Origin of the sequence: Kitasatospora sp. NPDC047058 (genome assembly GCF_040643935.1) — a bacterium.
Classification (GTDB): Bacteria; Actinomycetota; Actinomycetes; order Streptomycetales; family Streptomycetaceae; genus Kitasatospora.
Genome location: NZ_JBEYVJ010000215.1, coordinates 1 through 12,255, shown reverse-complemented (window position 1 = coordinate 12,255; position 12,255 = coordinate 1). Strand labels below are relative to the sequence as shown.

The following is a 12,255-nucleotide window of genomic DNA, read 5'->3' as shown; positions in this document are numbered from 1 at the left end:
CCGTCGCCAAGCTCGCCGACGTGCAACCCCTGCGCCGAGCGGCGCAGGGCGTCGTCGACGCGCTCGGCACCGCCATGACCACCGAAGTGCACGACCCCTGGACCCAGGCCGCGGCACAGACCGCACTCGAGGGCTCCGACGACGCAGTCCTCGCCTTCCTCAGCTCCGACCTCGCGACCGCGCGGGAAAACGACGACCGCAGCAGCGTCATCGGCATCGCCGCAGTCTCCACCAACCTCGAGCACAAACTCGCTGCCGAAACCGCATCTGTCGGCACCGCGGCGCAAGTCCGCGACTTCCTGACCCTAGGCGCCTACCCCGGCCAGGAACACGACGACCGCGTCCACCTCATGCAAATCATGACAGCCGGGGGCCCCGGCGTGCAGGACGCAGCCAACACTGCCATGGGCGGCACCCACGCCGACGTCCGCGCGTTCCTGACCAAGGGCCAGTACATCGCGCGCGAACACGACAACCGCGTCCTGATCACCCAGGCCATCGCCACCGGCGGCCCCGAAGTCCAGGCCGCGGCCCAGGCCGCCATGGCCGGACCCACCTCCGGCCTCGAACCGTTCCTGCAGACCGGCCTGCCCCTGGCCCGCCAACGCGACGCCTTCACCGCAGCCCACGTCGCCACCATCAACTCCTACCTCTCCACCATCGACGGCAACGCCTCCCTCGCCCGCGAATACGCCGCCCAGGCCGCCCGGTCCTACGCCACCGCCCGCGGCGCAGCAGACGAAGCCGCCGGGTACGCCAACCAGGCACAGGCCTCCGCCGCACAAGCAGCCGACTGGGCCACGAAGGCCGCCAACTCTGCCGCACAGGCCAAGGTGTCCGCCGACCAGGCGGCCGCCCATGCCAAGCAGGCCCGCACCGCCGCAGCCGCCGCACAGGAATCGGCCCGCAGCGCCGGCATCTCCGCGAACGCGGCAGCCGGCTACGCCCAGCAGGCCAAGCAGTACGCGACCGACGCCAAAACTGCCTCCGACCAGGCCCAATCCTCGGCCATCGCCGCCGGCAAGAGCCGGGACGAAGCCTTCGCGGCCGCCAGAGAAGCCGCACAGCTGATCATGGCGAAACAGCAGGCCGACACGGCCGAAGGCAAAATGCAGCACGAAACGGCCGTCGTCGACGACACCGGCCGCGTCACCTACGTCCGTGCCATCCCGCGGCCCGACACGAAGTACGAGAACGTCCGCGACACCCTGGCCACGTGCGTCCTCAGCGACCCCCATGCGGTGACGTCGAACGGCTACCCCGTCGCCCTCCCCAAGTCCAAGGCCTGGCATACCAATACCGCAGGCGACTCCGTCTGCACGATCACCGTCACGGTCAAGGTCACAGGCACCCTGGACTACTTCCTCAGTACTTGCCCCGAGCCGAACCTCTCCATAGCCGCCTGCACGGGCAAGTACAGCGTCTGGGACACCCTCCTCCTGCGCAGCGAGCCGATCAGCTCCCAGTACGACACCACCATCGACATCACAGAGCTCGACTACCGTACGAAGTACTCACCACAAGCCGCCGCCGGCCGGGTCGTGGTGGATGCCGTCACCGGTGACTTCGTAAAGTGCTGGAACAACCCCGGCCTCAACGGCCCCTGCGGCTGGGCCGCATCCAACTTCATCCCCTACGGCACCCTCGGCAAGGCCGCCAAGGGCATCGTCGCCTTCCGCTTCGCCCTCGAAACAGGCGTCGAACTCGAACAGGCCAAGCTAGCCCTGCAAGCCACCCTCAACGGCTACAGCGACGCAGTCATCAGCAAACTCATCGCCACCGCCGACGCCATAAAGGCCTTCCGTAACACCCTGAAGGACGGTGTCGGCACCGACGCGGCACTCGCGGCTCTGCGCGCCGACCGCAACGTCGACCGCGCCCTCGTCCGACAACTCGAGATCGAAGTCGAACTGGCTCAGGATGCGCGAGCGACATGCTCGGCCAACAGCTTCCCGGCCTCTACCGAGGTGCTGCTCGCGGACGGGTCCCGCCGCCCGATCAGCACGATCCGCAGTGGTGATCGGGTACTGACAACCGACCCTGTCGTCGGCGGGCTCCACCCACAGACAGTCACCACCACCTTCGTCCATGACACTCAGCGGCTCGTTGATATCGGGCTCGTCGGCGGCGGAAACCTCGCCACCACAGCCGGACATCGTATCTACACCGAGGACAGGGGCTGGACCGTCGCCTCCGCATTGCAGCCCGGCGATCGCCTCCGCACCGCGGACGGTCTCTCGCAAACCGTCAGCAGTCTGCAGGTACGAACCGTCCTGGCCCCGCAAACCGTCTACGACCTCACGGTCGACGGCACACACACCTTCTACGTGCGCACCGTCGGCGGCGAGGCACAAGACCTGCTCGTCCACAACTGCCTCAACATCGTGGCTGACGAAGGGATCGCCCAGGCTCACACGATCGACAGCCATGTGAAACCCAATCCAGTCCAGGCCCAGGCAAAGGCCGAAGCGGAGAGGAGCGGACGCGCCACAATATGGAACGATCAGGACACCGCCGTCGGCGCTGTGACGAGGGCGTTCCAGGAATGGCTGCAGGATCCCCAGAACCAGGTGACCCTCGCCAAATGGAAACAAAAGCAGGGCCAGCAAGCCGGCGCAGGCATTGGCTTCGTCTCGACGAGAGACCTCCTGCCGATTCGGTGGCAGCTCCGGGACGAAGGATCACTCGGCAAGGTCTACACCAAGGGGAATCCAGCCGACGGCAGCGTCAGTACGCCGACCGGGAATACTGTGGTGATCCAGCTAAGGTATGTCGCCAAAAAATCTGCCGATGGACCTCACGCAGACAACTTCGTCGTCTACACCTCGTACCCGGAGTAAAGATGAGACCGCGCAGCGACTTCTATGAGGACTTCGGCCTCAGCGGGTACACCAAGTACGTGCACTCGCCTTTCGTCGCTCCAGACGAGGCCGGCTGCCTGGACATGGCCGACCTGCTGTTCGAGCGGGAGGGCCGGGTATACGCGCAGGAAGTACTGGAGGACACCCGCCGGCTCGTGCTGTCCGCGCTTCCGGACGACGTCCTCTCCACCCTGTGGCTGGCGGCCACCCGCGCACACTTCGAACCGGCCCAAGCGGGGCTCGGCATCCGCGTATGGCTCTCGCAAATCGCTGACACCTGCACCGCCTTCGTCCGCCAGGACGACCCCGCCTTCATCCCAGGCGACCCCATTCCCGCCGACCAGCCAGAACTCCGAGAGGCGGTTCTGGCGGAGCTCCGAACGAGCGGGCCGTCCCTGGCCGAGGCCGCAGTTACCAACCTGTACGCGCCGCCGCTGCCGAACCTGGTCCGATCCCTGGAGCTCGCGATCAACGAACTCGGCTCCGATCTCGGGCTCCGGCTGTACCTGCGATCCATGAAGGCCTACTTCGTCCCCATCGGCCCAGCACAGCTACAACGGCTGAGGAAGCTCGGCAGCAAGCTCGGCTACCACCCGTGTGTTGTCGGAGACGGCAACCTCAACATCTGGTCAGACCTAGAGGGCTGAACACAGCTGTTCCTCATGCAATAGCGAACCAGCCCGTCAGATGCGAGGGGCCTGCCGACGGCGCGCCTTCGGCAGGCCCCTCACCCGAGTTCGGGTCTCGTTCAAGCCGAGCGTGTCGGAAAGTTGGCTCTTCCAGGATTTTCGTAGCCGGTGATCGCGCTTGCGAGCAGTCATGACGGACGGTCAGTTCAGTCGCAGGCTGTGCGTATGTCCAGCGTCGAGTTGGAGGTCCTGCTGCCGCAGCTGGCCGCGGTGCAGGTCGATGGGGTGGAGGCCGGCACGGGACTGCTCCGGATCACGGCACGGGTCATCCCCTACGCCTTCCGCGTGCCGCCCACCATCACCACGTGCCAGAGCCGGCTCCAGGACCTGCAGAAGTGGCTGAACTGGCTCACACGGCGCGGTATCGCCTCCCTGGCCCAGGTCACCCAGGAACACTGCGACGCCTACTACGCCTGGGCCCGCCAGATCCGCGACAAGGACGGCCGCGTCATCCGAGACGCCGGTCCGTCCGCCCGCAGCGACCTCATTGCCGCCGTCCAGGAGCCCGCGCTCTACAGCTCCCTGTTCAGTACGGACCGCTACCCGCCCACGTTCACCCCCTGGTCCGGGCGCACGCCCCACTACTCCAGCTGTAGATCTTGATCTTCATGGTTGTTGGGCTGCCTGCCGCTGGTAGTGGCTGGTGCGGGCACGTGCTTGGTGCTGGCGCCGCCATTTCGACCAGCGGAGCCAGTGGGCGAGGTTGCGGACAGGCTGGGCGAAGAGGGCTGCGAACAGGCGCCGGATCTCGTTGCAGGTCAGCGGGCTGAGTTCGGCCGTCGCGATGTTCGTGGCCCGTTCGATGGCGGCGGTGACGGCGAGGAAGGCGTGCGCGAGCATGGCCAGGGTGGTCCAGCGGTGCCAGGAGGTCCAGCGGCGGGGTGCTCATCGAGTCCGGCCAGGCCCTTGGCGGCTTGGAAGGTCTCCTCGACGGTCCAGCGGCGTCCGGCCGCCTTGACCAGCGTGGTGAGCGGGACCGGGCGGTGTGAGTAGCAGCGGTAGAAGGCGAGTTCACCGGTGTGCCGGGTTGCATCGGACCAGCAGCCACCGGTGGCCGGGGTGTCCGGGCGGGCTGTCGATGTCGACCTGGGCCCAGTCGTAGAAGCGATGGCCCTTGGCCCCGGCTCCCGCGGATAGCCTCTGCCAGGCTCGTTGCGGCAGGCCGTGGGCCAGCACGCCAGCCGGGAAGACGCCCGCGTGGGTGGCGATCGGCCGCTTGCGTGACACGGCGAGGACGTAGCCGATCTGACGCCTTTCCAACTCGGCGCTCAGGTGCGGGTCGCCGCCGTAGACCTCGTCGCCGGTGACCCATGCGGCCGGGACGCCGGCGTCCAGGGCTTGGGCGATCATCTCGGCGGCCAGGGCCGGTTTGGTGGCGAACTTCAGGCCGTCGGGTATGCCGGCGGCACGGCACCGCGCGGGGTCCTGGGTCCAGGAGCGGGGAACGTAGAGGCGGCGGTCGATGGCGGCGTGACCGGCGCTGGTGGCGTAGACGAGGTAGATGGCCACCTGGGAGTTCTCGAACCGGCCCGCGGTGCCCGTGTACTGGCGCTGCACGCCCACCGTGGCAATGCCCTTCTTCAGGTCGCCTGTCTCGTCCACGACCAGGACGGGGTTCTCGTCACCGAGGTTGTCGGCCACGAAGTCGCGGAGGTCGTCGCGGACCTGGTCGGCATCCCAGTACGCCCGGCTGAGCAGGTGCTGCATACCGGCCGGGCTCGCGTCACCGGCGTGCTCGGCGATCGTCCAGCAGTTCTTCCGCGGCAGGTCAGCGAGCAGGCTGAGCTTCCCCCGCTGCGCGGGAGGTGTTGATTACCTGGTCAGGACGGGTGTGGGTGGTTCGACAGCCACTGGTTCGGCCGTCGCCTGGTCGGCGTAGTGCTTCGCCTCGTACTCGTCGGGGCTGAGCCAGCCGAGTCGTTTCTGGATGCGGCGGGTGTTGTACCAGCCGTCGATGTAGGCGAACAGTGCGAGGTCGGCGTCGGTGCGGGTCTCGAAGGTCGTGCGGCGCACGCACTCGGTCTTCAGGACGCTCCAGAAGTTCTCCGCGAGGGCGTTGTCGTACGAGTCGCCGACGCTTCCCATACTCGGCTCGATTCCCGTCTTCAGTAGGCGAGTTGTGAGCTTGATGGACGTGTACTGGCAGCCGTGGTCGCTGTGATGGATCAGGCGCATGAGGCGTTCGACTCGTTTGCGGCCGACGTGGGTGCCCTCGCGCCGCAGGACGGCGTGGACGCGCGGGGAGCCGTAGGTCTCGTCGGAGTCGGCGTGGATGCGGCGGATGTGCTCGGTGAGTTCGGTGTCCTGGCGCTTGCGCGCGCACGGTGTGTGGACGTCGCGCCGCCAGCGGTAGTAGGTGGAGGCGGGGATGTGCAGTTCCCGGAGGACGGGCTCGGCCCCGAAGCGGTCCTGGTGCTCGTCGATGAGCTTCAGTACCGTCGCCGGGTCGGGTCGAGCTCCTGGGCGAAAAAAGCCGAGGCGGCCTTGAGGATCTCGCAGGACCGGCGGAGCTCGGCGTTCTCCCTGCGCAGGGCGGCCAGCTCTTCCTTCTCCGCGGTGGTGAGCCGGTCGTCGCGCTCGCCCCGGTCCGCCTCGTCCTGGCGGATCCAGTTCCGCAGGGCCTCGTGGTGCACCCTGTCGACGATCAGGGAATTCCCCACCAGGAGCGGGTCCAGCGTCACGTAATTCCCCACCCGGACGTTCACGTAATTCCCCAGGGGGACGGTGGTCGGCGAGTGTCACGTCCCCTGTGCTCCGGCCTCGCGGGTCGGATGATCAGTGCACGACATTCGCCGATTGGGGTGGTTTGGGCGTTACATAGTGCTCTATCCAGATTCTCCTGATTCCCCATGGGCATGCCGGAGTCCGGATCGAGGGGCCTGGCCATCGCGAAGGTGCACGTGTCCCTCGGTCTCGGACCGAGAGGTCGACGGACGCACCGGATGGCAAGGAGAACATTCACCGTGGTCGACGTCATCGAGATCTACGTCCACTGGTACGCGGGCCGCTCGAAGAGCCAGGTTGCCGCGTCGCTGGGGCTGGATCGCAAGACGATCAGGAAGTACCTGGGGCCGGCGGAGGCGGCCGGGATCACCCCGGGCGGGCCGCCCATGAGCGAGGCGGACTGGGCAAAGCTGATCAAGAACTGGTTCCCGGACCTCGCCGGCCGACGGCTGAACCAGATCACCTGGCCCGAGATCGACCAGCACCGCGACTACATCAAGAGCCTGCTGGGCACTTCCACGGTCACCACGATCCACCAGCGGCTGCGTGACGAGGGCAAGTTGAAGGCGTCGATCTCGTCGTTCCGCCGATGGGTGCACGCGAACCTGCCGGACGAGTCGGCCCGGTCGAAGGTGACCGTGCTGCGGGACGACGTCGAGCCGGGCTCGGAGGCCCAGATCGACTACGGGTTCCTGGGGCAGTGGACCAACCCGGGCACCGGCAAGCGGCACCGGATCTGGGCGTTCGTGATGGTCCTGCCCTGTTCGCGGCACATGTTCGTCCGCCCGGTGGTCCACATGGACCAGCACGCCTGGACCGAGGCCCACGTCGAGGCCTTCCGCTACTTCGGGGGCATCCCGCGCCGGCTGGTGCCGGACAACCTGCGCACGGGTGTCGACAAGCCCGACCTCTACGACCCGAAGATCAACAAGGCGTATGCCGAACTCGCCACCTACTACGGCGCTTTGGTGGATCCGGCGAGAGCTCTGCATCCGAAGGACAAGCCGCGGGTTGAGCGGCCGATGCCCTACGTCCGCGACTCGTTCTGGAGCGGGCGCCAGTTCACCTCGATCGAGCACATGCAGGCCGAGGCCGTCACCTGGGCAACGAACGTGGCAGGCCGCCGGCAGTGCCGACCCCTGGGAGGAGCCAGTCCGCTGGCGGTGTTCGAGGCCGTGGAGGCCCAGGCCCTGCTGCCACTGCCAAACGCGCCGTTCGTGCTCGCCCGCTGGTCCACCGCCACCGTCGGCCCGGACATCCACATCAAGGTCGGCCGCACCCTCTACTCGGTGCCCTGGAAACTGATCGGGCGACGGGTCGATGTCCGCTCCACCGCCACCATGGTCCAGGTCTTCCACGGGGGCGAGCTGGTGAAGACCCACGCCGCCCTGGACCAGGGCAAAAGGACAGACAGGACCGACTACCCACCGGAGAAGATCGCGTTCCAGATGAAGACGCCGATCTGGTGCCGCACCCAGGCGGCCGAGGTCGGGGACGCCTGCCGCGAGGTGGTCGACCAGCTGCTGGAGGTCAACGCGCTCTACCGGCTCCGCGCCGCCCAGGGGATCCTCGGACTGCGGAAGAAGTACGGCGACCAGCGCCTGGAGGCGGCCTGCACCAAGGCCATCACGGTCGGCGATCCGGCCTACCGCACCATCAAGGGCATCCTGATCGCCGGCACCGAGACCGATCCCGAGCCGGAGACAGGCGACGCAGGCGCCGCGGCCTTCCTCCACGGCCCCCAGCAGTTGTTCGCCTCCGCCATCCCCACCCAGACCCAGGACGAGCTCCGCGATGACCATGGTCGCGACGACGCCGGGGAGGCCGTGCGATGAGCGTGATGGACACCGCCCTGCGCGAGTCACTCAAGACGCTTCGGCTGTCCGGGATGCTGGAGACCCTCGACGCCCGCCTGGCTCAGGCTCACGGCGGCGAGCTCGGACACCTGGACTTCCTTCAGGTCCTCTGCCAGGACGACATCACCCGCCGCGAGACCGTCGCTTTCCAACGGCGTCTGCAGAAAGCGAAGTTCGAGCAGCAGGTCACCCTGGAGGAGTTCGACTTCACCGCCTCCCCGAAGCTGCCCGCGGCCCAGATCCGCGACCTGGCCGCCCTGCGCTGGCTCCACGCAGGCGAGTCCGTAATTCTGTTCGGGCCGGTCGGCGTCGGGAAGACACACGTGGCCCAGGCCCTCGGCCACCTGGCCGTCCGTCAGGGCGCGAACGTCCGCTTCGCCAAGACCAGCCGGATCCTGGCCGATCTGGCCGGCGGCCACGCGGACCGCACCTGGGACAAGCGGGTCCGCGAGCTCGTCCGCCCCGACGTGCTCATCCTCGACGACTTCGCGATGCGCCAGCTCTCCGCCGCCCAGGCCGACGACCTCTACGAGCTGGTCAGCGAGCGGCAGGGCCGGTCCCTGATCATCACCAGCAACCGGGCCCCCAGCGACTGGTATCCGCTCTTCCCCAACCCCGTCGTCGCCGAGTCCCTCCTCGACCGGCTGATCAACACCAGCCACCAGGTCATCATGAACGGCCCCAGTTACCGGCCCAACAAGCGGCCCAAAAACCCTTCGGAGAAGGGAAGTTAGCCACTGTCACCCTGCATCGAGATCAGGCGCTCGGCAAGTGGGCATCCTGGGACTGCGGATCCCACAGGACCAATCGGTACTCCCCGGCCAGCTCCTCGATCACCTTGATCGCGTCGTCACTCTTGGAGGAGGAGCTCAGGTTCATGATCACGTGGTCGATGCCGACCGCCAACGGCGTCGACATCCAGGGCGAGTCCGCCGGGCGGGGCGGGTAGTCGGGGAACTGAGAGCGCAGCCGCTCATAGAACCCGACTACCCGCTCATCCAGTTCACCCTCGCCATGATGCAGGGAGTTGCACCGCTCGAACATCGCACGCGCTGCCGCGGCATCAGCCGAAGCGTCCATCGCAAGAACCGCCAGGTCGAAGCTCATGGCATCATCCTCCCAGCTTGGCCAATCTCATCCCCAGGCCACCATCGCCGGACTCGGCAGCCCCCTCCGCCAGCAACTGGGGAATTACCTGACCGTGGGCGCGGGGAATTACGTGATCGTCCACACACCCCGAGATCGCGGGCCATCTGCCGGATCACGGGCTTCGGATCGGCGGCCCGGTACGCGGCGACAGCTCGCTGCCGCAACTCGGGCGGGTACTTCATCGGTGCAGCCATGACAGCGGCTCCCTTCTTACGGCCCATCAGGCAATGTCCGGCAACCTTCCGCACCTCGGGGGAACCTCAGAACTCGCCCAGTGGGACATACCCGTCCACGCCGAACAGATGATCCGTACCGCCTGGGAACTCGGCGCACACCCCGAACTTGCCGACCTCAAGCTACGGTCCTGGGCGCACATGCTCGGCTTCCGAGGCCACTTCTCCTCCAAGACCCGCAACTACTCCACCACCCTTGCCGAGCTACGGCAGGCACGGGCTGACTGGCAGCGCTTGCAGGCGGGAGCCCCGGCCACCGGGCCTGATGACACCTCGACGCTCGTCCTTTCGCACTGGGCGTTCTCCGGCATCGGCCTCACCCCCGAACTCGCACGACTCGCTGCTGCCGTGGCACCGCCGAGCAAGCGGACGGGGGCGGCGTCCGGTGCGTGACGACGAACTCCTGACCGTTCCCGAGGTCATGGCCCGGCTCAAGGTCGGTCGCTCCACCGTCTACGACCTCATCCGCACCAGGCGGCTCGCCTCGATCACCATCGGCCGCGCCCGACGCATCCCCGCCCGAACCCTCACCGACTACATCCACCACCTCGAAGAGGCAGCCTGATGACCACGCCCCGCCCCACCACCCGCAAAACCCGCGCCAACGACGACGGCACCATCTACCAGCGCAAGGACGGCCGCTGGGAAGCCGCCGGCTACGTCCTCGCACCCGGCAACACCCGCAAGCGAGTCCGCGTCTACGGCACCACCCGCGCCGAGGCCGCCGCGAAGCTCACCGAGAAGATCGCCACCAGCAACCGCGGCGTCCCCGCACCCTCCGCACAGGGCACCGTCGGCGCGTACCTGACCTACTGGCTGGAGACCGTCGCTGTCCACCGCCTCCGCGAGAACACCCACACCCGCTACACAGCCTGCGTCCGGCTCTACCTGATACCCGGCCTCGGGCGGAAGAAGCTCGCCAAGCTCACCGCCAAGGACGTCCGCACCTGGCTCGATCAACTCCGCACCACCTGCCAGTGTTGCGAACGCGGCCTCGACGCCACCCGCGACCAGCCCCGTTGCTGTGCGGCCGGCAAGTGCTGCTCCAAGCGGCTGTCGCCGCTGACCCTGGCCTACGTCCACTCGGTGCTCAAGTCCGCCCTGGAGCACGCCGTCCGTGAGGAGGAGATCCCTCGCAACGTGGCCCGCAACGTACGCATGGGCACCCCCGGCCCCGCCGTTTCGAGCCCCTCACCACCGACGAGGCCCGCCATTTCCTCGCCGCCGTGAACGGTCACCGACTGCAGGCCCTGTTCGACCTCGCGCTGCGCACCGGACTCCGCAAGGGCGAACTCCTCGGCCTTCGCTGGGAAGACCTCGATCTCGCAGGCGGCACTGCCAGCATCCGCCGAACCCTGCAGCGCACCAACAGCGGCGGCCTGACCGCCCTCCCAACGAAGACCCAGAGCTCCGAGCGGCGCATCGCCCTTCCGGCCCCGTGTCTACAGTCGCTCGCACGCCACCGTGACCAACAGCGCCAGGAACGCGAGGCAGCGGGCGAAAACTGGCAGGCCAGCAGCTACGTCTTCACCAGGCCCGACGGAGCGCCGATCGAGGGAGCCACACTCACACGGCACTTCACCGCCCTGCTCCGCAGGGCCAGGCTCCGCCGCATCCGCTTCCATGATCTTCGACACTCGGCGGCGACCCTCCTCCTGGAGCGGGGCGTCGAACTCGTTGTGATCAAGGAACTCCTCGGCCACGCCCACATCGGCGTAACCGCTACGGTGTACGCCCACGTCCGCATGCGACTTCAGCGGCAGGCCGTCGACACCCTCAGCACCGCTCTGCGTGGCCCCGCAGAGAACGCCGCCAGCCAGGACGACGGCGACGATCCGCCACTTTGTGCAGCACCCGTCCGCTGACGTTGCCGTCAACCGTTGCCGTCAAAGCACTGAAGACGCCCTCCTGGAAATCCTTCCAGGAGGGCGTCTTCACGTTCCAAATCGGCGATCAGGGAGCCCTGAAGCCATTTATGGGCGGGTCCGCAAGTTCCCGACCCTACTGAACCGACAGCGAAATCTCGCCGCCAAATGACCTCACCGAGACGACGTGCTCATCAACTGCGATATCAGCGCCCATGACGACTCCTACCTCATCGACAGTTGAAGTCACGGAGAGAATCATCAGCCCATTTTCTGGAATATCAAGCCCGATCGACCGCTGAGTGTATTCCTCCCCGGGCCACAGGTAATCCGGAATCTCTTGGTCTGACCTCTTATCAACTAGAAGTGACCAGTCCGTCCATACCGTGAATACTACGGACGAGTTATCCAGGAACACGATCTGAAGTGCTTCCACTACCCCCTCAGCATCGACAACCTCGAAGACCTCGCGGGCCCTGAGGCCGCCAATGACCAGGGGATCTACCCCTTCAGGCCGAGAGTTCACGCTGCTTCTCCCTTGTCTGGTACATGTTCCATGCCGACCACCTCAGCCTGCCGCGTTCTCGCTAGCAAGTGCATTGGCGTGGAGTCGCCCCGTTCCACCATGCATTCCCCCTCGGCTCAAGGGGGAACATAGTGACGAATGTCCCGTCGCCCTTAGTTAGCACCAAGTCGTTACCCTTGCGGTAGAACCAATAGTCCGGTCCGCCTCCAGCGGTGGGATTATATGGCCCTTGGCGCACCTCATCATGAGAAGCGCGCACTTCGATGGCCCTGTTCTTGTACCATTCACGTGCGGCCGGATCTCCGGGGTTCAGGTCATAATCCTTCGAGTGCCTCCAGCACGGCCAGCCGGT

At 67.0% G+C, this 12,255-nt stretch carries 11 protein-coding genes and 3 pseudogenes; 8 read left to right on the top strand and 6 right to left on the bottom strand.

All coding sequences use genetic code 11. The features are described 5' to 3' along the window. From ABZ885_RS26315 to ABZ885_RS26305, 3 genes are all read left to right on the top strand, one after another. Window positions 1-2,840 (top strand): polymorphic toxin-type HINT domain-containing protein (locus ABZ885_RS26315; protein WP_360193362.1); only part of this gene is annotated, 2,840 nt, incomplete at its 5' end. 2 nt (window positions 2,841-2,842) lie between these two features. Then, entirely contained in the window at window positions 2,843-3,508 is a 666-nt protein-coding gene (locus ABZ885_RS26310) for a hypothetical protein (RefSeq protein ID WP_360193359.1), read from the top strand. A 207-nt stretch (window positions 3,509-3,715) separates the two neighbouring features. After that, window positions 3,716-4,153, top strand: coding sequence for a hypothetical protein (locus ABZ885_RS26305; protein WP_360193356.1), 438 nt, complete (start codon window positions 3,716-3,718; stop codon window positions 4,151-4,153). A 3-nt stretch (window positions 4,154-4,156) separates the two neighbouring features. Here the strand turns inward: ABZ885_RS26305 and ABZ885_RS26300 are convergent. The 4 genes and pseudogenes from ABZ885_RS26300 to ABZ885_RS26285 form a co-directional block, all read right to left on the bottom strand. Further along, window positions 4,157-5,350, bottom strand: a pseudogene (locus tag ABZ885_RS26300) (IS701 family transposase); the annotation flags it as partial. Between the two features lie 12 nt (window positions 5,351-5,362). Further along, window positions 5,363-5,725: an IS3 family transposase gene (locus ABZ885_RS26295; RefSeq protein WP_360193368.1), complete on the bottom strand. Its 363-nt coding sequence runs from the start codon at window positions 5,723-5,725 to the stop codon at window positions 5,363-5,365. Between the two features lie 6 nt (window positions 5,726-5,731). Further along, a pseudogene (locus tag ABZ885_RS26290) lies at window positions 5,732-5,920 on the bottom strand (IS3 family transposase); the annotation flags it as partial. A 59-nt stretch (window positions 5,921-5,979) separates the two neighbouring features. Next, window positions 5,980-6,231 carry a transposase gene (locus tag ABZ885_RS26285; protein ID WP_360193353.1) on the bottom strand — a complete coding sequence of 84 codons (252 nt, stop codon included), beginning with the start codon at window positions 6,229-6,231 and terminating at the stop codon, window positions 5,980-5,982. A 282-nt stretch (window positions 6,232-6,513) separates the two neighbouring features. On the opposite strand from ABZ885_RS26285, the gene istA reads away from it, so the two are divergent. Together istA and istB are read left to right on the top strand one after the other, a co-directional pair. After that, window positions 6,514-8,109, top strand: coding sequence for an IS21 family transposase (gene istA / locus ABZ885_RS26280; protein WP_360193365.1), 1,596 nt, complete (start codon window positions 6,514-6,516; stop codon window positions 8,107-8,109). Then, a complete protein-coding gene (gene istB / locus ABZ885_RS26275; RefSeq protein ID WP_360193350.1) occupies window positions 8,106-8,864 on the top strand; it encodes an IS21-like element helper ATPase IstB in 759 nt (252 codons plus the stop codon). The genes istA and istB overlap by 4 nt, the downstream gene beginning before the upstream one ends. Before the next feature lie 22 nt (window positions 8,865-8,886). On the opposite strand, the gene ABZ885_RS26270 is transcribed toward istB, so the two are convergent. Continuing rightward, the gene (locus tag ABZ885_RS26270) at window positions 8,887-9,237 is read right to left on the bottom strand and encodes a hypothetical protein (RefSeq protein ID WP_360193347.1); all 351 of its coding nucleotides are present in this window, start codon (window positions 9,235-9,237) and stop codon (window positions 8,887-8,889) included. Between the two features lie 269 nt (window positions 9,238-9,506). On the opposite strand from ABZ885_RS26270, the gene ABZ885_RS26265 reads away from it, so the two are divergent. The 3 genes and pseudogenes from ABZ885_RS26265 (at window position 9,507) to ABZ885_RS26255 (ending at window position 11,377) form a co-directional block, all read left to right on the top strand. Next, the gene (locus tag ABZ885_RS26265) at window positions 9,507-9,905 is read left to right on the top strand and encodes a replication initiator (RefSeq protein WP_360193344.1); all 399 of its coding nucleotides are present in this window, start codon (window positions 9,507-9,509) and stop codon (window positions 9,903-9,905) included. After that, on the top strand, window positions 9,898-10,077 hold the full coding sequence (locus tag ABZ885_RS26260) for a helix-turn-helix domain-containing protein (RefSeq protein ID WP_360193341.1): 180 nt from the start codon (window positions 9,898-9,900) through the stop codon (window positions 10,075-10,077). Before ABZ885_RS26265 ends, ABZ885_RS26260 begins: the two co-directional genes overlap by 8 nt. After that, window positions 10,077-11,377, top strand: a pseudogene (locus ABZ885_RS26255) (tyrosine-type recombinase/integrase). The gene ABZ885_RS26260 and the pseudogene ABZ885_RS26255 overlap by 1 nt, the downstream one beginning before the upstream one ends. A gap of 136 nt (window positions 11,378-11,513) precedes the next feature. Here ABZ885_RS26255 and ABZ885_RS26250 read toward each other — a convergent pair. Next, window positions 11,514-11,903: a hypothetical protein gene (locus ABZ885_RS26250; protein ID WP_360193338.1), complete on the bottom strand. Its 390-nt coding sequence runs from the start codon at window positions 11,901-11,903 to the stop codon at window positions 11,514-11,516. Window positions 11,904-12,255 lie beyond the last annotated feature (352 nt).

Excerpts from the sequence above, each read along its gene's own strand:
- ABZ885_RS26295 (WP_360193368.1), bottom strand. The coding sequence starts at position 5,725 with ATGCGCCTGATCCATCACAGCGACCACGGCTGCCAGTACACGTCCATC.
- ABZ885_RS26265 (WP_360193344.1), top strand. The coding sequence starts at position 9,507 with ATGTCCGGCAACCTTCCGCACCTCGGGGGAACCTCAGAACTCGCCCAG.
- istB (WP_360193350.1), top strand. The coding sequence starts at position 8,106 with ATGAGCGTGATGGACACCGCCCTGCGCGAGTCACTCAAGACGCTTCGG.
- ABZ885_RS26305 (WP_360193356.1), top strand. The coding sequence starts at position 3,716 with ATGTCCAGCGTCGAGTTGGAGGTCCTGCTGCCGCAGCTGGCCGCGGTG.
- ABZ885_RS26310 (WP_360193359.1), top strand. The coding sequence starts at position 2,843 with ATGAGACCGCGCAGCGACTTCTATGAGGACTTCGGCCTCAGCGGGTAC.
- ABZ885_RS26270 (WP_360193347.1), bottom strand. The coding sequence starts at position 9,237 with ATGAGCTTCGACCTGGCGGTTCTTGCGATGGACGCTTCGGCTGATGCC.